Origin of the sequence: Duganella sp. CF402, assembly GCF_900109645.1 — a bacterium.
Taxonomy (GTDB): domain Bacteria; phylum Pseudomonadota; class Gammaproteobacteria; order Burkholderiales; family Burkholderiaceae_D; genus Rugamonas.
In genome coordinates this window covers 419,401-445,250 of sequence record NZ_FOBG01000004.1, presented here as the reverse complement: position 1 = coordinate 445,250, position 25,850 = coordinate 419,401, and the positions used below count along the sequence as shown (strand labels likewise).

At 65.0% G+C, this 25,850-nt stretch carries 23 protein-coding genes; 10 read left to right on the top strand and 13 right to left on the bottom strand.

Annotated features, from left to right (window positions below; translation table 11 throughout):
- Positions 1–10 precede the first annotated feature (10 nt).
- The 3 genes from BMZ70_RS26370 to BMZ70_RS26360 all read right to left on the bottom strand — a co-directional run bounded on the left by BMZ70_RS26370 (position 11) and on the right by BMZ70_RS26360 (position 2,862).
- Positions 11–1,210 (bottom strand): efflux RND transporter periplasmic adaptor subunit, encoded by a 1,200-nt coding sequence (locus BMZ70_RS26370; RefSeq protein ID WP_092281117.1) that lies wholly within the window; start codon positions 1,208–1,210, stop codon positions 11–13.
- On the bottom strand, positions 1,203–2,372 hold the full coding sequence (locus BMZ70_RS26365; protein ID WP_307184435.1) for a TolC family protein: 1,170 nt from the start codon (positions 2,370–2,372) through the stop codon (positions 1,203–1,205). The genes BMZ70_RS26370 and BMZ70_RS26365 overlap by 8 nt, the downstream gene beginning before the upstream one ends.
- 139 nt (positions 2,373–2,511) lie before the next feature.
- Positions 2,512–2,862, bottom strand: a complete 351-nt coding sequence (locus tag BMZ70_RS26360) for a DUF2946 family protein (protein ID WP_092281200.1) — start codon at positions 2,860–2,862, stop codon at positions 2,512–2,514.
- A gap of 156 nt (positions 2,863–3,018) precedes the next feature.
- Between BMZ70_RS26360 and BMZ70_RS26355 the strand changes: the two genes are divergently transcribed.
- Positions 3,019–4,968 (top strand): phosphatase PAP2 family protein, encoded by a 1,950-nt coding sequence (locus tag BMZ70_RS26355; protein WP_092281113.1) that lies wholly within the window; start codon positions 3,019–3,021, stop codon positions 4,966–4,968.
- A 65-nt stretch (positions 4,969–5,033) separates the two neighbouring features.
- Positions 5,034–5,609 carry a hypothetical protein gene (locus BMZ70_RS26350; protein WP_092281111.1) on the top strand — a complete coding sequence of 192 codons (576 nt, stop codon included), beginning with the start codon at positions 5,034–5,036 and terminating at the stop codon, positions 5,607–5,609.
- 4 nt (positions 5,610–5,613) lie between these two features.
- Here BMZ70_RS26350 and BMZ70_RS26345 read toward each other — a convergent pair whose 3' ends face one another.
- The 7 genes from BMZ70_RS26345 to BMZ70_RS26315 form a co-directional block, all read right to left on the bottom strand.
- Positions 5,614–7,584, bottom strand: coding sequence for a family 2A encapsulin nanocompartment cargo protein cysteine desulfurase (locus tag BMZ70_RS26345; RefSeq protein ID WP_175500823.1), 1,971 nt, complete (start codon positions 7,582–7,584; stop codon positions 5,614–5,616).
- Between the two features lie 9 nt (positions 7,585–7,593).
- The gene (locus tag BMZ70_RS26340; protein ID WP_092281107.1) at positions 7,594–8,526 is read right to left on the bottom strand and encodes a family 2A encapsulin nanocompartment shell protein; all 933 of its coding nucleotides are present in this window, start codon (positions 8,524–8,526) and stop codon (positions 7,594–7,596) included.
- An 87-nt stretch (positions 8,527–8,613) separates the two neighbouring features.
- Positions 8,614–8,859: a helix-turn-helix domain-containing protein gene (locus tag BMZ70_RS26335; protein WP_092281105.1), complete on the bottom strand. Its 246-nt coding sequence runs from the start codon at positions 8,857–8,859 to the stop codon at positions 8,614–8,616.
- Entirely contained in the window at positions 8,856–9,779 is a 924-nt protein-coding gene (gene epsC, locus BMZ70_RS26330) for a serine O-acetyltransferase EpsC (protein WP_092281103.1), read from the bottom strand. The genes BMZ70_RS26335 and epsC overlap by 4 nt, the downstream gene beginning before the upstream one ends.
- A 4-nt stretch (positions 9,780–9,783) precedes the next feature.
- A complete protein-coding gene (locus BMZ70_RS26325) occupies positions 9,784–10,221 on the bottom strand; it encodes a rhodanese-like domain-containing protein (protein ID WP_092281101.1) in 438 nt (145 codons plus the stop codon).
- A gap of 113 nt (positions 10,222–10,334) precedes the next feature.
- Entirely contained in the window at positions 10,335–12,494 is a 2,160-nt protein-coding gene (locus tag BMZ70_RS26320; RefSeq protein WP_130301002.1) for a S53 family peptidase, read from the bottom strand.
- 133 nt (positions 12,495–12,627) lie between these two features.
- A complete protein-coding gene (locus tag BMZ70_RS26315) occupies positions 12,628–13,533 on the bottom strand; it encodes a LysR family transcriptional regulator (protein ID WP_092281099.1) in 906 nt (301 codons plus the stop codon).
- A 123-nt stretch (positions 13,534–13,656) separates the two neighbouring features.
- Between BMZ70_RS26315 and BMZ70_RS26310 the strand changes: the two genes are divergently transcribed.
- The 4 genes from BMZ70_RS26310 (at position 13,657) to BMZ70_RS26295 (ending at position 16,124) form a co-directional block, all read left to right on the top strand.
- Positions 13,657–14,337, top strand: a complete 681-nt coding sequence (locus BMZ70_RS26310) for a type 1 glutamine amidotransferase domain-containing protein (RefSeq protein WP_092281097.1) — start codon at positions 13,657–13,659, stop codon at positions 14,335–14,337.
- Positions 14,334–14,639: a putative quinol monooxygenase gene (locus BMZ70_RS26305; RefSeq protein ID WP_092281095.1), complete on the top strand. Its 306-nt coding sequence runs from the start codon at positions 14,334–14,336 to the stop codon at positions 14,637–14,639. The genes BMZ70_RS26310 and BMZ70_RS26305 overlap by 4 nt, the downstream gene beginning before the upstream one ends.
- A 55-nt stretch (positions 14,640–14,694) precedes the next feature.
- Positions 14,695–15,180 carry a DUF3016 domain-containing protein gene (locus BMZ70_RS26300; protein WP_092281093.1) on the top strand — a complete coding sequence of 162 codons (486 nt, stop codon included), beginning with the start codon at positions 14,695–14,697 and terminating at the stop codon, positions 15,178–15,180.
- A gap of 290 nt (positions 15,181–15,470) precedes the next feature.
- The gene (locus BMZ70_RS26295) at positions 15,471–16,124 is read left to right on the top strand and encodes a hydrolase (RefSeq protein ID WP_092281091.1); all 654 of its coding nucleotides are present in this window, start codon (positions 15,471–15,473) and stop codon (positions 16,122–16,124) included.
- Positions 16,125–16,256: 132 nt separating this feature from the next.
- Here BMZ70_RS26295 and ssb read toward each other — a convergent pair whose 3' ends face one another.
- Positions 16,257–16,775, bottom strand: coding sequence for a single-stranded DNA-binding protein (gene ssb, locus BMZ70_RS26290; protein WP_092281089.1), 519 nt, complete (start codon positions 16,773–16,775; stop codon positions 16,257–16,259).
- A 213-nt stretch (positions 16,776–16,988) separates the two neighbouring features.
- Here ssb and uvrA point away from each other — a divergent pair, with 213 nt between their 5' ends.
- The 3 genes from uvrA to BMZ70_RS26275 are packed head-to-tail and all read left to right on the top strand — an operon-like array spanning position 16,989 to position 21,623.
- Entirely contained in the window at positions 16,989–19,835 is a 2,847-nt protein-coding gene (gene uvrA, locus BMZ70_RS26285; RefSeq protein ID WP_092281087.1) for an excinuclease ABC subunit UvrA, read from the top strand.
- Between the two features lies 1 nt (position 19,836).
- Positions 19,837–20,739, top strand: coding sequence for an AraC family transcriptional regulator (locus BMZ70_RS26280; RefSeq protein WP_092281085.1), 903 nt, complete (start codon positions 19,837–19,839; stop codon positions 20,737–20,739).
- Positions 20,736–21,623 (top strand): hypothetical protein, encoded by an 888-nt coding sequence (locus tag BMZ70_RS26275; RefSeq protein ID WP_092281083.1) that lies wholly within the window; start codon positions 20,736–20,738, stop codon positions 21,621–21,623. The genes BMZ70_RS26280 and BMZ70_RS26275 overlap by 4 nt, the downstream gene beginning before the upstream one ends.
- Here BMZ70_RS26275 and BMZ70_RS26270 read toward each other — a convergent pair.
- Positions 21,571–23,373, bottom strand: a complete 1,803-nt coding sequence (locus BMZ70_RS26270) for a DUF885 domain-containing protein (protein WP_092281081.1) — start codon at positions 23,371–23,373, stop codon at positions 21,571–21,573. The genes BMZ70_RS26275 and BMZ70_RS26270 overlap by 53 nt on opposite strands.
- Before the next feature lie 193 nt (positions 23,374–23,566).
- Here BMZ70_RS26270 and BMZ70_RS26265 point away from each other — a divergent pair, with 193 nt between their 5' ends.
- Entirely contained in the window at positions 23,567–25,003 is a 1,437-nt protein-coding gene (locus tag BMZ70_RS26265; protein ID WP_092281079.1) for an aldehyde dehydrogenase family protein, read from the top strand.
- A 208-nt stretch (positions 25,004–25,211) separates the two neighbouring features.
- On the opposite strand, the gene BMZ70_RS26260 is transcribed toward BMZ70_RS26265, so the two are convergent.
- On the bottom strand, positions 25,212–25,814 hold the full coding sequence (locus BMZ70_RS26260) for a TetR/AcrR family transcriptional regulator (RefSeq protein ID WP_092281077.1): 603 nt from the start codon (positions 25,812–25,814) through the stop codon (positions 25,212–25,214).
- Between the last annotated feature and the right edge of the window lie 36 nt (positions 25,815–25,850).

Here is a 25,850-nt window from a genome sequence, read left to right as displayed (position 1 = left end):
CTCTCCCGTCTCAGTGCGCGTGCTCGGCGCCGTCCTTGCCCAGCTCCGCCTTCAGCACGTAGCTGTTGGCGGCGGCGTAGCGCGCGCCGGCCGGCAGGCCTTGCAGGATCTCGGTGCGCTGGCCGTCGCTGCGGCCCAGCACCACCGGCTGCACCTGAAAGCCGCCGGCGTTGCGCACGAACACGGCTGGCTGGCCGTCGACCGTCTGCACGGCGTCGGCCGCCACGGTGACGGCCGCTTCGCTGCGGCCGGCCTGCACTTCGACGTTGACGAACAGGCCGGGACGCCAGGCGCGTGCGGGATTGGCCAGCGCCACGCGGGCGTTGGCGCTGCGGGTCTGCTCGCCGAGCAGGGCGCCGACGTAGCCGATGGTGCCCTCGGCCTGGGCGGCAAAGGCGGTGGCGCGCACGGTGACGGCGTCGCCCACGCGCACCCGGTTCAGGTCCTGCGGCGGCACGGCGAAATCGGCCCACACGGTGGCCAGGTCGGAAATCGTGAAGACGTTGGCGTCTTCCTTGATCGCCTCGCCCAGCGCCAGGTGCTTTTCCATCACCACGCCGGCGAACGGTGCGCGCAGTTCCAGTTGGTTCAGCTGCGAGCCCGGCACCGCGCCGGCGCCCAGCACGCTGAGTTTCTGGCGCGCGTTTTGCAGCGCCAGTTCGGCTTCGGCGGCCGCCTGCCTGGCGTGCAGGTAGTCTTGTTCGGCCGAGATCTTGTCCTGCCACAGCTGGCGTTCGCGTTCCAGCGTGGTGCTGGCCAGCGCCAGCCGCTTTTGCGCGGTCAGCAATTCGCTGCGCTGCTCGGACAGGGCGCTGCTGGCCAGTACTGCCAGCAATTGGCCGCGCTGTACGCTCTGCCCCAGCTGCGCGTGCACGGCCACCACCACGCCGGCCAGCTTGGGCACCACGTGGGCGGTGCGGTCGTCGTTGAAGCGGATCTCGCCGGGCAAGGTGAGGATGGTGCTGATCGGCGCCGGCGCGGCCGCCGCCACCACCACGCCGGCGGCCTTGATCTGGGCCTCGCTCAGCGTGATGGTTTCCAATGCGCTGGCGGCGGACGACGCGGCGGTGGCGGCACCAGCGCCGTGGCCCGCGTGGCCGGCGTCGGCGTCGGTGCGGCCGTCGTCCGCGCGCGGCTTGAGGATGAGCGCCGCCAGCAGCAGCGCGATGGCCGCCATGACGGCGATGGTGATGGTGTGCTGCTTAGTCATGTTCGACTCCGAGGATGCGGGTGATGGCCGCTTGCGCGCGGTGCGCGTCGGCCAGCGTGGTCAGGTAGTGGGACTGCGCCTGCAACAGCGTGCGCTGCGCATCGAGCACGTCGAGGAAGCCGAATTTGCCGTAGTCGAAACCGGTGCTGGCCGCCTCGTAGGCACTGCGCGCGCCCGGCAGGATCTCGTCGCGCACCGCCTGCGCCTGCGCGCGCGCCGACGCATAGTCTTCGCGCGCCTGCACCAGTTCCAGTTCCAGCCGCGTCAGCGCCGCCGCCACCTCATCGCGCGCCTGATCAACGCGCCGCGCGGTTTCCAGCACCGCGCCCTGATTGCGGTCGAACAGCGGCAGCGGCAGCGACAGGCCGACCACCAATTGCGAGCGCCCCAGTTCCTCCGAGCGCTTGCTGCCCAGCGTGAGCGCGACGTCCGGCACGCGCCGGCTGCGCTCGACCTGCGCCCAAGCCTGGCGCCGCGCCAGCTCCAGCTGCGCCACCTGCAGCGCCGGCGCCTGCGCCAGTGCCGCGCGCTGCGTCGCCAAGGGCGGCAGCTCGGGCAAGGTCGCCAGCAAGCCATCGACCCCATCCAACGCGCCGGCCACGCGCTCGAAACGCGGCGCCGGATTGCCCCACAAGGCCGCCAGCCGCGCACGCGCCGTCGCCAACGCGCCTTGTGCGCGGATCAAGTCCAGTTTGACGGTGGACGCCGCCACCTGCGCACGCGTGGCCTCCACCGGCGACACCTTGCCGGCCGCCACCCGGCGTCCGGTGGCCGTGGCCGCCCGCTGCGCCAGCGCGCTGGCCTGCTGCGCCAGCTGCCACTGTTCCTGCGCCGCCAGCACGGCAAACCACGCCGCCGCCGTCTCGGCGCGCAACTCGGCGCGGCGCTGCTGCCACACCGCCGCGGCGCCATCGCGGCCGCGCCGGGCCGCCTGCACGCGCGCCGCGCGCTGGCCGCCCAGCTCCAGCGGCTGGCTCAATAACACAGTGGTCTCGCGGTTGGCGCGCTGGGTATCAATGCGCTCGACCGACAAGGAAGGATTGGGCAACAGGCCGGCCTGCTGCACAGTGCCGTCCAGCGCCAGCACCTCATGCCGGGCCGCCGCGAGCGCGGCATTGCCCTCGTCCGCCAGCGCCAGCGCGGCGGACAGCGTCAGGGGCACGGGCGGCTCAACACCGGCCTGCGCGCACGCAGGCCATGCCGCTAAGCATAGCGGCAAAATATATTTGTACATCGAATGCTCCGGTTAAAGGGATATTCGACGAGACGTGACAGGGAAGAAGGATCAGGCCTCGCCGCGCTCAGGCGCGGCGCAACCAGTTGGGCCGGGGCGGCCCGTCGGCGATGAAGGAGTGATAGTGCAGCGCGCCCGGCGGCGCGAACGCAGCCACCGGCACGGCCGTCAGCAAGGCCTCGCCGGCCGGCGCCGAGGCCTGCACCGCGTGGTGGCAGACCTCGCAATCGCCATGCTTGGACAGCTTGCTCTTGCCGGCGCCGGCGCCATCATCGTCCGACTGCGCCTGGTGCTCATGGCCGTGATGACCGTAGTGGCTGGCCTTGCTCGCCTCGTGCTGGCAATAGACGGCCGCCATCGCCCAGGTGGACTGGATCGGCAAGATCGTCAACAGCAGGATGAGCAGGAGTTTTTTCACGCGTCTATTGTAGCAGCCATCCGTAGCAGCCATACCGATACGGCATAGCGCCATACTATTTTCGTCTGGAAGCGCTGCCAGCGCGATGGCGTCACCGGCTTGTCACACGCGCTGATTACCCTTGGGCGTTTTTTCAACTACCCACGGTAACCAATCATGCAACTGCACTCCCTGCGTCCCCACCTGATGGCCCTGAGCGTCGCGCTCGCGCTGAGCGCCTGCGGCTCCAACACCGAAGACCAGCCGCTGGTGATCCCAGCCGCGCCGGCCGACCAGGGTGCGGCCGAGACCGTCGCCGTGCCGGGCGCCACCGCGTTTGTCGACACCATCGCCACCAACCAGCGCGGCGACGCCCGCTACGCCACCCTGGCCACCAACGCCGGCGTGCGCTTACTGGGCGGCTTCCTCAGCATCTGGAAACCGCTGACCGAGCTGGTCGACGCTGGCCAGAGCGCGCCGGCGGTGGACGGCTTCCCGGCCGTGGTGGCCTCCACCTGGAGCGGCGTGCCGGGCGACGGCACGCCGGACGGCACCGTGCTCAACGCCGCCGTGCACCAGGCCAATATCGACTACGTGGTGAACGCCACCAGCAAGCGCACGGCCGAACAAGCGGTGCAGGCGTATCTGGACGACCGCCGTGGCAAGGGCTACAGCGTGACCGACGGCATGGGCCCGCTGACCGCCGCCTGGCGCGCGGCCGCCCAGCAAACCACCAGCATCACCGACGTGGCGGCCGACGCCACCACCAAGCTGTACAACGACAGCGGCAACAACACCGGCGTGGCCGGCAGCGCCAACGCCAGCTTCGGCAGCGTGGTCGACCTGGTCAACCTGGTCGGCAACAACGCCTCCACCGAACCGGCCAAGCGCTTCTACAAATACGCGCGGCCGTACCGCTGGAGCAGCAGCGTGGTGCTGCTGCCGGCGCTGGTGCCAGCCAAGAGCAGCACGCCCGCCACCGACGGCGGTTTCACCAGCGGCCACACCGCCGAAGCCGTGCGCGACTCGCTGGCGATGGCCTACGCGGTGCCGGAGCGTTTCCAGGAAATGGTCAGCCGTGGGCTGGAACTCGGTGAATCGCGCATCCTGGCCGGCATGCACTCGCCGCTGGACGTGATCAGCGGCCGCATCCTCGGCACCGCCAGCGCCGCCGCCAACCTGGCCGACGCCGCCAACGCGGCCAAGAAGAGCGCCGCCGTGACGCAGGCGCACAGCGCGCTGATGGCCGCCACCGGCACCACCGCCGCCACCTTTGCCGCCTACGCGCAATCGGGCACGGCCGCCAACGACCGCTTTGCCGACTACGCCGCCAACAAGGCCAACTACGCGCGCCGCAGCACCTTCGGCTTCGCGCAGATCGCCGCCACCACCACCACCGCCAGCGTGCCGAAGGGCGCCGAAGTGCTGCTGGAAACGCGCCTGCCCTACCTGAGCGAGGCCCAGCGCCGCGTGGTGCTGAAGACCACCGCGCTGGCCTCGGGCTATCCGGTGATGGACGACGCCGAGGGCTGGGGCCGGCTGAACCTGTTCGCGGCGGCCGACGGCTACGGCGCCTTCAGCGGCAACGTCACCATCGTGATGGATGCGGCCAAAGGCGGCTTCAACGCGGCCGACCGCTGGCGCAACGACATCGGCGGCGCGGGCAAGCTGGTCAAGCAAGGCACGGGCACGCTCAAGCTGGCCGGCGCCAACAGCTGGACCGGCGGCACCGAGCTGACGGCCGGCACGCTGCAGGGTGATTCGGTGGCGGCGTTTGGCGCGGGCGACGTCTACAACAGCGGCGGCACGCTGGTGGCCAACGCCCCGGCCGCGCTCAAGCTGGGCGGCAAGTACACCCAACTGAGCGGCGGCACCACGCTGGAACTGGACCTGGGCGGCGCGGCGGCCGGCAGCGCCGGCAGCCTGACAGTGACGGGCACCGCCACCATCGCCGGCGGCACGCTGCGCATCAAGTTCGCCAACGGCTACAAGCCGAAAGCCGGCGACGTGCTGACCGTCATCACGGCGGGCAGCCTGAAGGGCAAGTTCACCACCATCACGGTGGACGGCTTCAGCAGCGTGACGCCGAACTACGGCGCCACCACACTGACGCTGACCCTGGGCTAAGCCGGATGATGCAAGCGCGGCGGCACGCGGTATGATGGCAACATCGTTCCCTTGCCGACCGCGCCATGAACCAACCTGAACTCGATCTCTTCAACGACAAGCTCGAAGCGCACGCGCGCGAGGTCGAGCGTTTTCACGGCGAAGTGGCCAACGTCACGCGCCAGATCGCCAACTGCGACAAGCTGGTGCGGCTGGCCAACGCCGGCCTGAGCCAGATCGACAGCAAGATCGCCGAAGCCGTGCGGCTCGGCGCCGAAGCCCAGCTGCAAGCCGACAGCGCCGGCGCGCAGGCGGCGCAAGCGGCCACCGTGGCGACCCAGGCGGCGGTCAGTGAAATGGTGGGCAGCGTGAAGGAAGCCACGGCGGCGGCGCGCCAGACCAGCCTGTCGCTGAACCTGCTGCAACTGAAAACCGGCAGCTGGATCGCCATCTACACCGTGCTGGTGTTGCTGTGCTGCCTGGCGACCGGCTACCTGACCGCGTGGGCGCTGCGCGGCAACGCGCTGACGCCGGAGCAAGCCCAGTACATCGAGCTGGGCAAAGCACACGAAGCCCTGCTGGCCAACGCCAGCGATAAAGAACTCAAACAAATCACCGCCATCCGCAACCGCCCGCCAGTGAAGACGGGCGGCGCGAAATAAGGCGTCAGACAGCGCTGCGCTGGGCGGCCAGCTTGCGCACCACGGCGATCATGCGGTCGATTTCGTCGTAGGTGTTGTAGAACGCCAGCGACGGCCGCACCGTGGTCTCGACCCCGAAGCGGCGCAGGATGGGCTGCGCGCAATGGTGGCCGGTGCGCACCGCGATGCCTTCTTCGTTGAGCGCCTTGCCCACTTCCTCGGTGCTGTAGCCGGCCAATACGAAGGACATCACGCTGGCCTTGTCGGCCGCCGTGCCGATCAGGCGCACGCCCTTGATCTGCTTGAGCTGGGCGGTGCCATACACCAGCAAGTCATGCTCGTAGCGCGCGATGTTTTCGATGCCGATGCGGTTGACGTAGTCGATCGCCGCGCCCAGGCCGACCGCATCGGCGATATTGCCGGTGCCCGCTTCGAACTTGTTGGGAATCGGCTGGAACACGGTTTTTTCAAACGTGACGTCGGCGATCATATTGCCGCCGCCCTGCCACGGCGGCATGTCTTCCAGCACCTCGCGTTTGCCCCACACCACGCCGATGCCGGTCGGACCGAACACTTTGTGGCCGGAGAACACGAAGAAGTCGGCCCCCAGATCCTGCACGTCGGTGCGCATGTGCGAGACCGATTGCGCGCCGTCGACCAGCGTTTTGGCGCCGGCGCGGTGGGCCAGCTCGACGATTTCCTTGATCGGCGTGACCGTGCCCAGCGCGTTCGACACCTGCGTCACAGCGACGATCTTGGTGCGGTCGTTGAGCAGCTTGCGGTATTCGTCGAGCAGCACCTGGCCGCTGTCGTCGACCGGGATCACGCGCAGCCTGGCGCCCTTGGCGGCCGCCAGTTGCTGCCACGGCACGATGTTGGCGTGGTGCTCGAGGTTGGAGACGATGATCTCGTCGCCCTCGCCCACGTGCTGCCCGCCCCAGCTCTTGGCCACCAGGTTGATGGCCTCGGTGGTGCCGCGCACGAAGATCACTTCGTTCACATCCGGCGCATTGATGAAGCGCTTGACGCGCTCGCGCGCGCCTTCGTAGGCATCGGTGGCGCGCGCCGCCAGTTCGTGCGCGGCGCGGTGGATGTTGGAGTTCTCGTGCTCGTAGAAGTAGGCGATGCGGTCAATCACCGACTGCGGCTTGTGGGTGGTGGCGGCGTTGTCGAACCACACCAGCTGGCGGCCGTTGACGCGCTCCTGCAAGATCGGGAAATCGCGCCGCACGGCATGCACGTCGAATGGCGGATGGCGGTCGCCGCCGGCCAGCGGCACGGTGGCGTGTGGCTGCGGTTTGGCGGGCGTGACGTAGCCGCTGGGCAGGACCACGGCGTCGACAAAGTAGTACTGTGGATTGCTCGACGGCGCGGCGGGCGCTGGGGATGCCGGTGCCGCGCCAGGAATGCCGGTGGCGACTGGCGCGCTCAGGCCCGGCGCCGCCGCAGACGGCACGGCAGCCGGGAACAGACTGGCTTCCGGCACGCGCAGTTCCGGGGTCGGCAGGCCGGCGCCGGCGCCGGACTGGCCCGGCTGGCCGTAGCGCTCGCTCAAAAAGTAGTACGGACCGGCATCGGCCGACGGCGTCGAGGCGCCCACGGCTTCCGGCACGCCCAGCACGGCGCTGCCACTGCGCGGCTCGTAGGCCGGGGCGCTGCTGACCAGTTTATCGGGCAGGCCATTGCCCGCTTGCGCGGCCGGCGCCAGCGCAGGCGCGCGGTTGCCCAGCGACAGCACCTGGGTCGGCGAGGCCGGGATCAGGTTGGTGCCCGGCACCTGCCCTTGCGGGATCGGCGTGCCCGGCACGCCGGGGCCGACACCGGCCGGGCTGGCCAGCGGCGAACCGGCCGGCGCGATATTGCCCGGCGCTTGCACGCCGTGCACGCCCAAAGGCGTACTGAACGGCGCTGCGCTGAACAACTCGTTGGCCAGCCGCGCCAGCGCCGCCGTGTCGAACGGCGCGCCGTCGGGCAAAGTTGGAGAAGGAAGGCTCACGGCGCGTCCTTATTTGTAGGTGTCAGGATAGTCGTGGTATTTGCCGATTTCGACATCGTCCAGCACCGCCAGCGCGTCCGGGGTCAGCACCGCCAGCGAGCAGTACAGCGAAATCAGGTAGGACGAAATCGCATGGTTGTTGATGCCCATGAAGCGCACCGACAGGCCCGGACTTTGCTCGCCCGGCAGGCCCGGCTGGAACAGCCCGACCACGCCCTGGCGCTTGTCGCCCACGCGCAGCAGCAGGATCTTCGATTTGCCATCGGCCACCGGCACCTTGTCGGACGGGATCAGCGGAATGCCGCGCCAGGTGATGAACTGCGAGCCGAACAGGCTGATGGTCGGCGGCGGCGTGCCGCGGCGGGTGGCTTCGCGACCGAAGGCGGCGATCGCCAGCGGGTGGGTCAGGAAGAAGGCCGGCTCCTTCCACACCTTGGTCAGCAGCTCGTCGAGGTCGTCCGGGGTCGGCGCGCCGGTCAGCGGGAAGATGCGCTGCTCATCGGTCACTTGCGACAGCAGGCCGTAATCGGGGTTGTTGATCAGCTCCGATTCCTGGTTTTCCTTGATGGTCTCGATGGTCAGGCGCAGCTGTTCCTTGATCTGGTCGTGCGGGCTGCTGTACAGGTCGGAGACGCGGGTGTGGACGTCGAGGATGGTCGAGACGGCGTTGAGAAAATACTCGCGCGGATTTTCTTCGTAATCGACAAAGGTGCGCGGCAGCTGGTTTTCCTCTTCGCGCGCGGTGCAGGTGACCTTGATCGATTCCGGATTTTTCACCTGATTGAGGCGGTAGATACCGGCTTCCACCGGCACCCATTGCAGCAGGTGCGTCAGCCAGCGCGGGCTGATGGTCGACAGCTGGGGAGCGGTCTTGGTTGCGTTTGCTAATTGCCGTGCGGCGTTATCGCCCAGCGCCGTGGTACCACCTACAGTTGCCGACATCGTGACTCCGATCCAAGATTGGTTAAGAAGAAAATTGCATAACTAAGTTTGCGGAATGCATAAGGTTTGTTCAACAGGCTATCGCCATCAAACGCGGCCGCCGCCGTGGCGCAGCAGCTCGGACGGCGTGACCTGCAGCGCCAGCGCCAGCTTTTCCACCGTCAGCAGCGAGGCGATCACCACGCCGCGCTCGATCTCGCCGATGTAGGAGCGGTTCAGGTTGGCGTGTTCGGCCAGCCGTTCCTGCGACCAGCCCTGCGCCTCGCGCAGGCGCCGCACGCCGAGGCCGAAGCCCTGCACCAGCGTGCTCGCTGCGCCGGCCGGCGCGTTCACGCCGCACCTATGCCGTTGGCGAACGCGCCCTCGCGCGATTCGGCCTGGGCCACGCGGCCGCCGGCCGGCACGTCGTGCGTGAGCCAGACATTGCCGCCGATGACGGCGCCCTTGCCCAGCGTGATGCGGCCGAGGATGGTGGCGCCGGCGTAGATCACCACGTCGTCCTCCACCACCGGATGGCGCGGCAAGCCTTTTTGCAGATGGCCCTCGGCGTCGGTGGGGAAGCGCTTGGCGCCCAGCGTGACCGCCTGGTACACGCGCACGCGTTCGCCGATGACGGCGGTCTCGCCGATCACCACGCCGGTGCCGTGGTCGATGAAGAAGCCGGCGCCGATGGTGGCGCCGGGATGGATGTCGATGCCGGTGGCGCTGTGCGCCAGCTCGGAAATAATGCGCGCCAGCAGCGGCAGGCCCAGCCCGTACAAATGGTGGGCGATGCGGTAGTGGATCATGGCCAGCACGCCGGGATAGCACAGCAGCACCTCGTCGACGCTGCGCGCGGCCGGATCGCCCTGATAGGCGGCCAGCACATCGCTGTCGAGCAGGGTGCGGATCGCGGGCAGGGCGGCGGCAAAGCTGCGCACCGCGATCAGCGCCTCTTCCTGCACCGGGCGGCCGGCTTCGCCGCGCAGATTGGCGTTGTAGGCCAGCTCGCGTTTCACCTGATGCAGCAGGGCGTGCAGCGCGGCGTCGAGCGCGTGGGCGACGTGGAAGTCCTCGCTTTCCTGGCGCAGGTCGGGCGGGCCGAGGCGCATCGGGAACAGCACGCCCTTGAGGCAGTCGATGATGGAGGACAGCGCATCGCGCGACGGGAATTCGCGGTTGCCCGCTTCGCTGTTGCGGCTCTGGGTCTGGCGCCAGTTATGGCGGGCATCGTGCAGCGCCTGCACCACGCCGGTGATATCGAAGGTCGCCATGCGTTCAGTCCTGCACCCACGGCAGGCCGTGGAAACGCCAGCCATCGAACTTGCCGCGCTGCTGTTGCGCGTCGAGTTCGCCTTCAAAGCCTTCCAGCACATTGAAGACATGGACCAGGCCGGCCTTGGCGGCGGCTTCGGCTGCCAGCGCCGAGCGCTTGCCGCTGCGGCACAGCAGCAGGGCGATCGCCTCCTTGCCGCCGATCTTGGCTTCGAGTTCGCGGGCGAAACGGGGATTGCGGGTCAGGGAGGTGCCGGTGGCCCAGGGCACATGCAGACTGTCGGGCACGTGGCCGACGAACTTGCGCTCCTCGGCGGTGCGTACATCGACCAGCAGCGCCTGGCCGCTAGTGAACAGCTGCCAGGCCACGGCCGGCGGCACGCCGCCCCTGGCATCAGGATCTGCCAGCAGTTCCGGCAGCTCGAGGACTTCTTCCGACATGGTGCACCTTTGTGAGTTGATGGCGATAGACGCCAGCATACGTTTGGTCTGAATCAAACAAAACGAATAAAACCAACTTCACAAAGGTGAAAATCGTATAAGCCCTTTCTGGATCAACGCTTGCTGATGGTGACCGGAATGCTGGCGGTGGTGCTGGCGCCGGCACTGTCGGTGGCGGTCAGTTTCAGCGTGTAGCTGCCGGCTACCGGCGACGGCCAACCGACCACGACGTTCATGCCGCTGGCGCTGAAACTCATGCCCTGCGGCGCACCGCTGATGTTGAGCGTGACCGAACCGCTGGTGCTGACTTTGACGCCGATGGTGCCGGTCAGCGCCTTGCCCACCACGCCGGTCAGCGCGCTGGCGGTGATCACCGGCGGCGTGCTCTTGGTGGTGGTGGTCGTCGTGGTGGTGGTGCTGGCGGCCGTGATCGCCACGCTGTACACGCCGGATCCGCTCAGGCCGTTGACGCTGTCCTTGGCGGTGACCGTGATGCTGTAGCTACCCACCACCGGTGCCGCCCAGCTAACCACGCCGGCGCTGCTGATGCTCATGCCCGATGGCGCGCCGCTCAGGCTGTAGGTGACCGCGTTGCTGGCGGTGACCGCCACCGTGAAGCTGAGCGCGGTGCCGGTCTTGCCGCTGATGGCCGCACCGCTCACCACCGGCGCGGTCTGCACCGTCAGGCCGGACAGGGCCGACAGCAGCGACGCGCTGTTCGGCGTGCCAAGGCCGGTGGCCTGGTCGTAGCCGGTCTCGCCGCTGCATCCGCTGCAGGTGCCGTGGCTGCCTTTGGTGATGTCGGCAAACGCGCTGGCGTAGGTGCCGGCCACGGTCGAGATGTTGGTGTACAGCGCGGCGTGCGGCGCGGCCAGCGCGGCCTTGCCGTTGACGGCGCGCAGCGCGTTGGCGATGGCGATCAGGCCGGCCCACTGCGGCGTCGCCAGGCTGGTGCCGCCCACGCTGCTCCACTTGACGGTGCTGCTGCCGGAAGCAATCACCGCCACGTACTGGCCGCTGTTCGGGTCGGCGTTGAAGGCGACGTCGGCCACGGTGCGGCGCAGCGCCGTGCCCATGCCCGGCACCGCCGTGCTCTGGTAGCTCGGCGTCGCCACGTAGCCGCTGACGCCGCCGCCGGTGCCGGACCACACCACTTCCGAGCGCGCGCCGGACCCGCTGTAGGTCAGGGTGGTGCCGCCCACCGCCAGCACCTTGGCCGAGACCGACGGCCACGACACTGCGGCGCCGGAGTCGCCGGTGGCGGCCAGGTAGCTCATCTTGGCGACCGAGAACACGCTGTCGGCGCTGGACAGGCCGCTGGTCTCGCTGCCGCCAAAGCTCATCGACACCACGCCGGGGCCCATGTTGTTGGCCAGGCGCACGCCGCCCAGCAGGTTGTCGTAACTGGCGCTGTTGGCCTCGATCAGCACGATGCGCGCCAGCGGCGCGGTGGCGTGGGCCCATTGCACGTCAAGCGCAATCTCGGTGGCCCAGCCGGAGTCGTAGGCCGGCGCGGTGGCGGTCATGCCGCCGCTGCTGGTGCTGTAGACGATGGACAGTTCGCAGCCGCTCGACGAGGCCGTGGCCAGCGGCAGGCTGGCGCTGGTGGCGATGGTCTTGGTGGTGCAGGTTGGCAGGCTGAACTTGCTGTTGAAGGCGGCCAGCTCGGCCGCCACGTTCGGGTTGTGCTGGGCGTCGACGATGTAGATGGTCTGGCCGGCGCCGAGCTGGGCCGCTTGCGTCGCGCTCAGGCCGGTGTAGCTCGACGGCAGCGCCGGCAAGCCGTAGGCGGCGCGGATTTGCGCCGGGGTGTAGGTGACCACGGTGCTGCTGCTGGCCAGCGGCGTGGCGGTGGACGAGCTGTCGCCATCGGCGGCGGCGCTGCCGGTGCTGGTGCTGGTGCCGCTGGTGCTGCCACTCACGCTGCGGTTGGCCTGCACCGCGCGCAGCGCATCGACGGTCAGGCGGCGCGTGCTGAGGCGGCGGAATTGCGCCGGCACTTCTTGCGTATGCAGCGGTGCCTCCGCGCTGGCGGCGGTGGCGTCGGCCGGCGCATCGAGCAGCACCGGCGCCATGTGGTACTGCGGCAGGGCGTACTGCTGCGCATCGGCGGCCGGCAGGGTGCCGTCGTCCAGCTGCAAAATGGTGCTGGCCGTGGCCAACGGCGCGGCCTGCGTGGTCGTGGTGCTGGCGTCAGTACTGCTGCCGCCGCAAGCGCTCAGCAGGGCGGCGATACAGGTCAGGGACAGCAGGCGCGGGGACAGGTCTGGCATGGGAATCTCTCAGGATTTGGCGTAGGGCAACTAAATCCTAGCAAATTCCTGCAGGAAATGTGTTACGGCTTGGTCATGAAACTGTGGAATCCGCGTAAAAACAGGTAAATCCGCGATGGAAGCGTTTCAAGCGTTAGCTTCCTGGAATGCTTTCTGCGCTCGCCAGGAGGAAGTCACGCAACAGTCGCGCGCTCGGGCCGATGCGTTGCGAGTGCACCAGGTAGATCTCGAGCGGCGCGGTCTCGGCCTGCGGCAGCACGCGCACCAGTTCGCCTTGCGCCAGCAGCGAGGCCGCATCGTAGGCCGGCAGGCGCGCGATGCCTTCGCCGGCCAGCACGAACGCCAGCCGCGCGGCCGCGCTGTCGGTCGCCACATCGCCCTTGACCGCCACCTGCAACTCCTTGCCGTCGATGCGCAGCGTGGCCGCGCGCTGGGTCGGCGGATACAGCACCCAGCGGTGCTGCGCCAGCTCGTCGGCCGTGGCCGGCGCGCGGTAGCGCCGCAGATAGGATGGCGCCGCGCACAGCATGGTCGGCTCGCGCACGAGACGGCGCGCCACCAGCGAGGAATCGGCCAGCGGTCCGGCGCGCACGGCCAGCTCGATGCCCTGCTGCACCAGGTCGACATTGGCGTCGTTCATCGCCACGTGCACGCGGATGGCCGGATAGCGGTGGCGGAACTCCACCAGCGCCGGCAGGATGCGCTTGCTGCCGAAGTGGTGCGAGCAGGTGATGCGCACCTCGCCGCGCGGTTCGGCGCGCAGCAATTCCATGCCACGGATGCCGTCGTGGGCCTCGTCCAGCAAGCGCTCGCAATGCACGCGGAACGCTTCGCCGGCCGGCGTCAGGCTGAAGCTGCGGGTGCTGCGCTGGGCCAGCGGCACGCCCAGCTTGGCTTCCAGCGTGCGGATGTGGTGGCTGACCACGGCGCGCGTCAGCCCCAGCGCGCGGGCCCCGGCGGCAAAGCTGCCACAGCGCACCACGGTGGCAAACACCGCCATCGCGCGCAATTCGTCGAGGATGGGCGCCGGATCGCTCATGATTGTATTATTTTGTTTGACATTGCGTCATCTTAGCAGCATCTACTGCTGCGCGGCATAGCAGCCTATATTGAGCACATGCCCAACACACACCGGGCCAAACTTGAAAATCAGGAGCTTGCCATGAATACCAAACACGTACTGTTTATTTTGACAAACGCTGCCGAGATCGGCCCGAACAAACGCGCCACCGGCTATTTCTTCCCCGAAGTCGCGCACCCGGTTGAAGTGTTCGACCACGCCGGCATCGCCGTGGAATACGCCTCGCCGCTGGGCGGCGCCATTCCCGAAGACGGCTACGACGCCAACGACCCGGCCCAGCTGGCCTTCCGCAACAGCGCCGCGATCCGCCGCCTGAACCACAGCCGCAAGCTGTCCGAAGTAGATGTGCGCGACTACGACGCCATCTTCTTCCCCGGCGGCCTCGGCCCGATGGTCGATATCGCGGTCGATCCTGATGTGAAGCGCGCCGTGCTGGCCGCGTGGGAAGCGGGCAAGATCGTGGCCGCCGTCTGCCACGGCCCGGCCGCCTTCCTCGGCGTCAAGCTGGAAGACGGCACGCCGCTGGTGCACGGCCGCAAGCTGACCTCGTTCTCGAATGACGAAGAAGCCGGCTACGCCCAGGCCGACGTGCCGTTCAACCTGGAAACCGCGCTGCGCGCTGAAGGCGCCGAGTACGCTGCGGCCGACGTGTGGCAGGAAAAAGTAGTGGTGGACGGCCGCCTGATGACCGGCCAGAATCCCGCCTCGGGCGGCCCGCTGGCACGCGAAATCGTCAAGGCGCTGCAAGGGGAAGCAGCATGAGCGCTGCTGCCGAAGTGATCACCGTGGTGGCGCGCTGGCGGCCGGCCGAAGGCAAGCTGGGCGACGTGCTGGCGATACTGGCCGAGATGCGGCCGCAGACGCTGGCCGAGCCGGGCTGCCTCGGCTACGAGGTGTATCGCGGTGTCGACCAGCCGCACCAGTTGCTGCTGCTGGAGCACTACGCCGGCGAGGCCGCGCTGGAAGCGCATCGCCAGTCCGAGCACTACCGGACGCTGGTGGTCGGCTGCGCCCTGCCGCTGCTGGCCGAGCGGCAAGTGGAAGTGCTGCAGGCCCGTGCCTGAGCCGCCGAAACGGCGTATAGTCAGGCGCTATCTATCTTTGCCAGAGAGGCCTGCCATGCAAACGCCTGCGTTGAAAATCGCTGCTGCGGTCGTGCTGACGATCGCAGCAGCCAGCGCCGCCGCGACGGCGAACGTCAGCTACCTGAATACCGACGCCATGACCGACGTGCCGCGTCACTACAAGGACCTGGAGTCGATGGAATACATCTTCACCGAGCACCTCAAGCAGCTGTCCGAGCGGCTGCCCGCAGGACAGGTGCTGACGGTGGAATTCCTCGATATCGACCTGGCCGGCGACGTCTTCCCGCGCGTGCCGGTGCGCGACATCCGCGTGACCAAAGGCCAGGCCGACTGGCCACGCATGCACCTGCGCTACCGCATCGAGCAGGATGGCCAGGTGATCCGCAGCGGCGAGCAGCAACTGGCCGACCCAAGCTACCAGCTTGGCGCCAACCGGTACCAGCAAGAGCTGTACGGTTATGAGATAAACATGCTCGACACCTGGTTCCGCAAGGAGATCTTGCCGCCGAAAAAACAATGAAGCTCACGCTGGTGGTACTGACCACGCCGCGCACGGCGGCAAACGGCTGCGGCAGAATGCCCGCCTCGCTATCTGTCGGTCAGCCTGTTAGGCGCGGGTGACGGTGGAGCAGGCCATGCCTGAGTCTGGGCCGGCAGCTATTTGATATTCGAAAATTTCGATAATAAAGCGGAAATTTTTCCGCTTTTTGTTTTGGACTGGACCGCGCATACTGCATTCCATCGACGCAGCAACAACGAAAGCAGCGTCAAACACCAAATCGAAATTATTGAATATTAAGGAGAAACACCATGCCTACCGCCATCGCCAAACCAGGTCAAACTCTGCTGAGCCCAAACAACCACGCCCTGATCCTGATCGATCACCAGTCGCAAATGTCGTTCGCCACCAAGTCGATCGACCCGGTCCAGCTGCGCAACAACGTGGCGCTGGTGTCGAAAGCGGCCAAGGAATTCAAGGTGCCGACCATCCTGACCACGGTAGCGGAAAAATCGTTCTCCGGCCCGATCTTCAACGAAATCAAGGAAGTGTTCCCGAACGAAGTGGCGATCGACCGCACCACCATGAACACCTGGGAAGACCCACGCATCGCCGAGCGCGTGAACGCCATCGGCAAAGAGAAAATCGTGCTGGCCGGTCTGTGGACCTCGGTATGCATCGTGGGTCCAGCCCTGTCGGCCCTGGACCAGGGCTTTGAAGTCTACGTGATCACCGACGCCAGCGGCGACGTCTCCGACGAAGCCCATGAACGCGCCGTGCAGCGCATGGTGCAAGCCGGCGCCCGTCCGATGACCTCGCTGCAATACCTGCTCGAACTGCAGCGCGACTGGGCCCGTGGCGAGACCTACAACGAAACCGTCGCCACCTCGATCGCCCACGGCGGCGGCTACGGTCTCGGCCTGATCTACGCCAAAACCATGTTCAACGCCTCCGAAGCGCACTAAGTTATTTCGTTAAAAAGCCCCGCAACTTACTAGGGTTGCGGGGCTTCGCTGTATGCTTGCAGCAAGTGCACGCCAAACAGAAAAAAGCGGAGCTGGTTGAATAGCTGCGCTTTTTCTATTGGCGCATTCCGATCAGAACGGAATGTCGTCATCCATGTCCGAGAAGTTCGGCGCTGGGCGTGGTGCCGGGCGCGGGGCTGGTGCCGGTGGCGCCATTTGTGGGCGCGGGGCTGGGGCCTGGCGCTGTGGTGGGGCTTCGTAGCCACCACCGCCGCCGTAACCGCCGCCGTCGTCCATGTTGTCGCCGCCCATGCCGGCGCGACCGCCCAGCATTTGCATGTTTTCAGCGATGATGTCGGTTGCGTATTTCTCTACGCCGTCCTTGTCGGTGTACTTGCGGGTCTGCAGACGGCCTTCGACGTAGACCGACGAACCTTTTTTCAGGTACTGGCCGACGATTTCCGCCAGGCGGCCGAAGAAGGAAATACGGTGCCACTCGGTCAGCTCTTTCTGCTCGCCGGTGTTGCGGTCCTTCGATTTGTACGATGTCGCCACAGCAATGTTGGCGATCGCGTCACCGCTAGGCATGTAGCGAATTTCCGGATCGCGACCCAGATTGCCGACGATGATGACTTTGTTGACTGATGCCATATGAATAAGACTCCTGAGTAACGACCTCCGCCGTCTGTACGGCGGGCTGCGAAATGCGAAACAAGGAATTATAGTCCACGCCAAGTTGAAACGGCGCAAGAAAATACTGGTATTATATACAGTGCCGCACCGCCACACTTCGATCTGGCGCAAGGTCGGCGCATATATCCAAACCCGGCTATAGTAACGGGTTGACTCTAGAGGCCAAATTCAATGGAACAGATCCGCATTCGCGGCGCACGCACGCACAACCTGAAAAACATCAATCTCGATCTGCCACGCAACAAGCTGATCGTGATTACCGGCTTGTCCGGTTCCGGCAAGTCCTCGCTGGCGTTTGACACGCTGTACGCCGAGGGCCAGCGCCGCTATGTGGAATCGCTGTCGGCCTACGCGCGCCAGTTCCTGCAATTGATGGAGAAGCCGGATGTGGACCTGATCGAAGGCCTGTCGCCAGCCATTTCGATCGAGCAGAAAGCCACTTCACACAATCCGCGTTCGACGGTCGGCACCGTGACCGAGATCCACGATTACCTGCGCCTGCTGTACGCCCGCGTCGGCACGCCGTACTGCATCAATCACCCGGACCAGGCGCTGGCCGCGCAAACCGTGTCGCAGATGGTGGACGCCGTGCTGGCCCTGCCGCAGGACACCAAGCTGATGATCCTGGCGCCGGTGGTGGCCAATCGCAAGGGCGAGCACTCCGATCTGTTCGAATCGATGCAGGCGCAGGGCTTCGTGCGCTTCCGCGTGCAGAGCGGTACGCATGACGCAAAAATCTACGAAGTGGACGACCTGCCCAAGCTGAAGAAAACCGAGAAGCACACCATCGACGTGGTGATCGACCGCGTCAAGGTCAACGCCGACATCAAGCAGCGCCTGGCCGAAAGCTTTGAAACCGCGCTGCGCCTGGCCGACGGCCGCGCCGTGGCGCTGGAAATGGATAGCGGCGTGGAGCACGTGTACTCCAACAAGTTCGCCTGCAACACCTGCGGCTACTCGCTGCAGGAGCTGGAGCCGCGCCTGTTCTCGTTCAATAACCCGATGGGCGCCTGCCCGGAATGCGACGGCCTCGGTCACATCGAGTTCTTCGATCCGAAGCGCATCGTCGCCTTCCCGAATCTGTCGCTGGCCTCCGGCGCGGTGAAGGGGTGGGACCGCCGCAACCAGTTCTACTTCTCGATGCTGTCCAACCTCGCGGCCTTCTACGAGTTCGACCTGGACCTGCCGTTCGAGCAGCTGCCGAAGGCGTCGCAGGAAGTGATCCTGCACGGTTCGGGCAAGCAGCAGATCCCGTTCACCTACATCAATGAGCGCGGCCGCACCGTAGTCAAGGAGCACGCGTTTGAAGGCGTGGTCACCAACCTCGCGCGCCGCTACCGCGAAACCGATTCGATGGCGGTGAAGGAGGAACTGGCGAAGTTCATCAACGAGAAGAAGTGCCCGTCGTGCGAAGGCGCGCGCCTGCGCGTGGAAGCGCGTTACGTGAAGGTCGGCAGCGGCAAGCAGGAACGCGCGATCTACGAGATCGCCGAGAAGCCGCTGCGCGAAACGCTGTCCTTCTTCGAGCAGCTCAAGCTGAAAGGCGCGAAGAAGGAAATCGCCGACCGCGTGGTGAAAGAGATCATCTCGCGCCTGCAGTTCCTGAATAACGTCGGCCTCGATTACCTGTCGCTGGACCGCAGTGCGGACACCTTGTCCGGCGGCGAAGCGCAGCGTATCCGCCTGGCGTCGCAGATCGGCTCCGGCCTGACCGGCGTGATGTACGTGCTGGATGAGCCGTCGATCGGCCTGCACCAGCGCGACAACGACCGCCTGATCGAAACGCTGAAGCACCTGCGCGATATCGGCAACAGCGTGCTGGTGGTGGAGCACGACGAAGACGCGATCCGCACCGCAGACTACATTGTCGATATGGGCCAGGGCGCGGGCGTGCATGGCGGCGACGTGATCGCGGCCGGCTCGCTCAAGGACATCCTGAAGAATAAGAAATCGCTGACCGCGCAGTACCTCAACGGCTCGCTGAAAATCGAAGTGCCGAAGAAGCGTCACGTGGCCGATCCGGACAAGCAGCTGGTGATCACCGGCGCCACCGGCAATAACCTGAAGAAGGTCAACCTGAAGCTACCGGTCGGCCTGATGACTTGCGTGACCGGCGTGTCCGGTTCCGGCAAATCGACGCTGATCAACGACACGCTGTATCCGGCCCTGTCGCGCCACCTGTATGGTTCGCAGACCGAGCCTGCGCCGCACGACACCATCAGCGGACTGGAACACTTCGACAAGGTGATCTCGGTCGACCAGGCGCCGATCGGCCGCACGCCGCGTTCGAATCCTGCGACCTACACCGGCCTGTTCACGCCGATCCGCGATTTGTTCGCCACCGTGCCGACCGCGAAAGAGCGCGGCTACAGCGCCGGCCGATTCTCGTTCAACGTCAAGGGCGGCCGCTGCGAGGCTTGCCAGGGCGATGGCGTGATCAAGGTCGAGATGCACTTCCTGCCGGACGTGTACGTGCCGTGCGACGTTTGCCACGGCAAGCGCTATAACCGCGAAACGCTGGAAGTGCAGTACAAGGGCAAGAACATCACCGAGATCCTCGACATGACGGTCGAAGACGCGCACGAGTTCTTCAAGCCGGTGCCGCTGATCGCGCGCAAGCTGCATACGCTGCTCGATGTGGGCCTCGGCTATATCAAGCTCGGTCAGAGCGCGACCACGCTGTCGGGCGGCGAGGCGCAGCGCGTCAAGCTGTCGCTGGAACTGTCCAAGCGCGACACCGGCCGCACGCTGTATATCCTGGACGAGCCGACCACCGGCCTGCACTTCCACGATATCGACCTGCTGCTGAAAGTGATCCACCGCCTGCGCGACCAGGGCAACACGCTGGTCATCATCGAGCACAATCTCGATGTGATCAAGACTGCCGACTGGATCGTCGACCTGGGTCCGGAAGGCGGCGCTGGCGGCGGCAAGATCATCGCCAGCGGTTCGCCGGAAGAAGTGGCGGCCAATCCGGCCAGCGTCACCGGCAAATACCTGGTGCCGCTGTTGAAGTAAGATGAAACGCGACCTTGCCACCACGCGGCTCGATCATATGATCGACATCGTCCAGCAGCATGCGCTGGACGAGCAGCGGGTGGCGACCAGCATTCCGTTTTTATCGCTGCTGCGCTCCTCGCATCCCACGCCTGTTACGAAGGGCGTGCTCAAACCTTCGTGCTGTGTGATCCTGCAAGGCCACAAGCGCGTGCACCTGGCCGACGAAGTGCTCGACTACGGCCCCGGTGAATATCTGGTGGTGTCGGTCGACATGCCGGCCTCCGGCCACATCGTGCGCGCCACGGCCGATGAGCCCTACCTGCTCCTCAACATCGAACTCGATCCACAAGAGATTGCGGCCATCGTGCAGGAAGCGCATGTCGCCATCGACACGCAGGAGCCGGTGCGCGGCGCCTACGTCGGCAAGACCGACGATACTTTGCTGGAATCCTTATACCAGCTGGTGCGCTTGCTGCAAGCGCCGCCGGCGGAAGCGGCCTTCCTCGCGGTTGGCCTCAAACGCGAGATCATCTACCGCATGCTGACCGGCGCCTATGGCCGCCAGCTATACCAGAACATCGTGCTCGATCAGCAGGATCGCGGCATCAGCAAAGCCATCGCCTGGCTTAAGGACCGCTACGACCAGCCGGTGAAAGTGGAAGAGCTGGCGCAAGCCACTCACATGAGCGTCTCCAGCCTGCACCACCGCTTCAAGGCGGTGACCACGATGGGGCCGATGCAGTATCAAAAGCAGCTGCGCTTGCAGCAGGCGCGCGCGCTGCTGCTGGGAGGCGAAATGGACGCCACTACCGTGGCCTATCAAGTGGGCTATGAGAGCGCCTCGCAATTCAGCCGCGAGTACCGTCGCCTGTTCGGCGCGCCGCCCATGCAGGACATCAAAAAACTCCGGACGACGCCATGAAAATCAATAAGAAACGCCTGGTACCGCTGGGCGTTGGATTGTTCGCCTTCGCCGTTGTGGCGCTGCTGGCCGACATCGCATGGTCGGTTCGCCAGCAGCAGCTGGAACTGATCACCAACTTCTACAAAGACCATCTGGCGCGGCCGGAAATGCGGCAAGCGAGCCAGCTGCCCACGGGCTCCTTCTTTTCCAAAGAGCTGGAAGCGCTGGTGGACGCCAACCTGCAGCTGTGCGACAGCCTCTCGCGCGGCGACGATATCTGCGGCTACGGCGCCGGTGGCGATGTGTTCCTCGATGCGCAGGAAGTGCCGCCTACGCTGGACTTCGAGCGGGCGCAATTCAAGGTGGAGCGCGTCGGCGATGATGTGGTCGAAGCCAGCTTTAACATCTATCCCGACATGGGATCGGCCGACGAACGCCACGTCCGTTTCGCGCTGGTGGATGAAGTCAACGGCTGGCGCGTGAACGATATGCTGTACGGGCAGGGCCGCTCGATGCGGCAGGAGCTGCAGCGCGAGAACGACGCCGTGCTGGCGCGTGCGCGCGAGCTGGCCGATGCGGCTGGCTGGGTGTTCAACTATCTGGGGAACGAGGACATGCTGGACCGAGCGATGCGCTTCATCGCCTTCCCGGTGCAGGTATGCGACCAGTACGGCGTGTGCGTCGCCATGAAGCGCGACGATATGCGCCTGCTGCAAGCACTCGATGCGCTGGCAGACAGCGGCGCCGATACCGCCACCTTGCCCAAGCCGGGCGAGGTGGCTGCCAGTGAAGGCAAGATGGTGTCAGTGCACGCCCTTGACTTCACCTTCCAGAACAAGGCCTGGTGGGTTACGAAGATTGATTTGCGACGAGCTTCTTCTCCGACGCGACCCAATCCTTGATGTGCGATTCCAGCACGTCCATCGGCAACGCGCCTGCGCCCAGCACCTGGTCGTGGAACTTGCGGATGTCGAAGCCGGCACCGAGCTCCTTGCGGGCGTAGTCGCGCAGTTCAAGAATCTTCAGCTGGCCGATCTTGTAACCCAGCGCCTGGCCCGGCCAGACGATGTAGCGATCGGTCTCGCTCTGCACTTCCACCTCTTCGATGCCTGAGTGATCGTGGAAGAAGTCCACCACCTGCTGGCGGTCCCACTTCTTGTAATGCAGGCCGGTGTCCACCACCAGACGGATCGCGCGCAGCATCTCGTCCTGCAAATGGCCGTAGTAGCTGTAAGGATCCGTGAAGAAGCCCAGCTCCTCGCCCAGGCGTTCCGAGTACAGCGCCCAGCCTTCAACATAAGCCGTGTAGCCGCCTTGCTGGCGGAAGTCCGGCAGGCCCTGGATCTCCTGTGCGATGGTCAGCTGCATGTGGTGGCCCGGCACGCCTTCGTGCAGCGCCGTGGTTTCGATGCCGATGGTGGAACGGTGTTCGAAATCGCCGGTGTTGACCTGCACGCGGCCCGGACGCTTGCCATCCGGCGAACCAGGCATGTAGGAAGCACCTGGCCCGCCTTTCTCGGCGAATTGCTCCAGCGGCTTGATCTCCACCTTATTTTTCGGCAGCACGCCGAACTGGTTAGGCAGCTGCGGGTACATCTGGTCGGTGTACTTCTGATAGAGATCGACGATCTCCTGGCGCGATTTCGGATGCAGCGCAGGATTCCCGGCCACCGCCTTGTTGAAGGCTTTCAGGTCGCTGTAGCCGAGCTTTTTCGCGGTCTCCAGCATCTGGCCTTCGATGCGCGCCACTTCCGACAGGCCCAGTTGGTGGATCTGCTCCGGCGTCATCTCGGTGGTGGTCGAGTTGCGCGCCTTGAAGGTGTAGCGCGCGTCGCCGTCAGGCAGCGACCACATGCCCACGTCCTTGCGGCCGTGCGGCAGGTACTGGGTCTTGGTGTAGACGGCCAGCTTCTTGTAGGCCGGCGCCACGTCGCTCTTGACCGCAGCCAGGATGGCCTTGGTCAGGCGCGCCTTGTCGGCCGCCGAGAAGGTTTTCGGCATGCGCTTCAGCGGTTCGGCGTACGGCGAATCGGCCGGCTTCATGGCCGCCACGTCTTCGCACTGCTTGGCGATTTTCGGAATCAGGAACTGCGGCGGCATCAGCTTGTCCTTGACGCCGTTCGCCATCTGCACGCGGGTCTGCTCGAACAGTTTCGGCAGCGTGTGCAGGCGCTTGATGTAGTCCTCGTAATCCTTCACCGTTTCAAACGGCAGCAGCGGCACGATTTGCGGTGTGTCGAGGTGGACGCCGGAGTTCTGCGCCAGCGGCATTTCCCAATCCTTGAAGCGGGCGCCGTCCACCTGCTGGCGCAGCTGGCGGACCATCAGTCCACGGTTCAGCTGTTCCTGCAGCGGGAAGCCGGTAGTGTCGACCGCCTCGAAACGCTTGAGGAAATCGGCGCTGGCCTTGATGTCAGCGTCGATGCCGGCTTGCGAGAAGTCGGTCCAGCGATCGTTGAAGCGCTTGTCGCCCAGCAGCGATGCCCATTCCGGGCTGTTGCGCATGGTGTGTTCCCACTGCTCCTTGATGAGTTTGTTGAGGGTCGCACGGCGCGCTTCCAGGTCGGGAGCGGCGGTGTCGGCATGGGCCACGCCCAGGATCAGGGTGAACAACAAGGCGCTGGCAGCGCCGAGACGGGTAGTCGTTGTCATGGAGGCCTATCGTTATAAAAAAATGGTGAGCCTGCACTGTAGCGCCAAGCATCGCAACGCGATGCGTCATTGTGACGAAATGCTAAACCGTCGGCATGGATTGCAGAATCAGGCAACTCTGCGGCAGGAATCGCACTGATGCGGCGGCGCGGCAATTTCTAGAATGGCTCCATCAACTTACCGAGGAGCAATCATGCACACCATCGAGCACATCTACATCAACGGCCAGTTTGTCACCCCGCACGGCGAGGAGATGTTCGACCTGATCAATCCAACCACCGGCCAGCGCGACGGCCGGGTGCGCCTCGGCGACGCCGAAGACGTCGAGCGCGCGGTCGCTGCCGCCAAGGCCGCCTTCCCGACGTTTTCGCGCAGCAGCCTGGCCGAGCGCGGCGCCATCTTGCAACGATTGCATGATGCGGTGCTGGCCCGCGCCGACGACGCCGCCACCGCGCTGGTCGAGGAATATGGCGGCCCGTTGCCGACCAGCATCGGCCGTTCGCGCTACACGGCCAAGATGTTCCTCGATGTCAAAAAGGTAATGGAGGAGCACGCCTTCGTCAAAACCGTGAACACGGCGCGGGTGGTGCTGGAACCGGTGGGCGTGGTCGGCATCATCACGCCGTGGAATTCCAGCGCCTGGTTTATCGCCAACAAGGTCGCCACGGCGATCGCGGCCGGTTGCACCGTGGTGGTCAAGCCGAGCGAACTGAGCGCCCGCCAAAACCAGATCCTGGCCGAATGTTTCCACGCGGCACAGCTGCCGCCGGGGGTGGTGAACATCGTCAACGGCCGTGGCGAGGTGGTGGGGGCCGCGCTGAGCGTGCATCCGGACATTAACAAAATTTCATTTACCGGTTCGACGGCCGTCGGCAAAGCCATCGCCAAACTCGGCGTCGATACCATGAAACGGGTAACGCTCGAACTGGGCGGCAAAAGCGCCAACTTAATTCTCGACGACGCGGATTTTGAAAAAGCCATTCCCGCAGCGATACAAGCCTGCTTCATGAATAACGGTCAGGCTTGTATTGCCGGCAGCCGCTTGCTGGTGCCGGAGCATAAACTGGATCTGGTAAAACAACTGGCCAAAGCGGCCGTGGAATCGGTGGTGGTGGGCGATCCTCACCGCGCCGAAGTTTCTATCGGCCCGTTGGTCAATCAAAAACAATTCGAACGCGTGCAGCGTTATATTCAAATCGGCATTGAAGAAGGTGCAGAATTAATTACTGGTGGCATTGGAAAACCGGAAGGCCTGGAATCCGGTTATTTCGTCAAGCCGACCGCATTTATTAACGTCACCAATAATATGACGATTGCGCGCGATGAAATATTCGGCCCGGTGCTCTCTATTCTCACTTATAAAACCGAGGAAGAAGCGATACAGATTGCCAATGACACGCAATATGGTTTGCAGGCTTATGTCAGCTCCACCAACCTGGATCGCGCCAACCGGGTTGCCCCCCAATTAATCGCCGGCCGGGTGCATATTAACGGCATCCATGACGACCTGATTGCACCGTTTGGCGGTTTCAAACAGTCCGGCATCGGCCGAGAGTTCGGACCGTATGGACTGGACAGCTACCTCGAAACCAAGGCCATTCTGGGTGTGGAAGCCCAGTATTCCCGCTAATTCATGCCAGGAATTGGCACGTAAAGGCCAAAATCCGGCATGACTCGGCTCAGTAGAAGGTCAGGTCGTCGTTCGAGGCCGGGAGTGAGCGCAGCAGGCACCAGAGCTTGCTGCGCGTAACCAGATAAGCTGCCACTGGCACGATCAATATTAAGGCAAGCATTCTATTCTCCTTTTCGCACAGGTGTGCGAAATTAGATTAAAAAAATCAAGGACGGTAAGACGCGATCAAACGCTCAAATGCCTTCAGCATGTAGCGGCTGGATGGCTCTTCGCGCAGGAAACGGGTATCGTGGATTAATCCCACGATTAAACTGTAAATCTCGTACACCAATTGTCCCGGATCGGTATCCGGTTTTAATTGGCCTAATTCAATGGCCTGCAGAATAGTCCGGCGTAATGAAGCGCGCCATGCTTGCACACCTTGCTGCAAACGGTCGCGCACCGCACCGTCCAAATCGTCATATTCAAATGCACCGGCGCTGTATAAACAGGAATTATTCAAACCCTCGCCTGCGGCACGGCGCGACCAGGCATTAATCTGCGCAATTAATCGCGGCAGGCCTTTTTCCAGTTGCAGCGATGGCAGGAATATCTCCGCCGAGAAGCGCCTATCATATTCATCCAATACCGCCGATTGCAAAGCTTCCAGCGAACCGACGCGGGAAAATACCCCGCTTTTACTAATCCCGGTGCGCTTGGCCAATTCGCCCAGCGACAGCCGGCCGATGCCTTCCTCGGCCGCCATCGCCATCGCCGCTTCCAGAATGGTGGCGTAAGTGGCCTCGCTTTTTGCAGTCAACGTATCCATGCGCTGAACTTTAGCACACCTGTGCGAAATCACAAG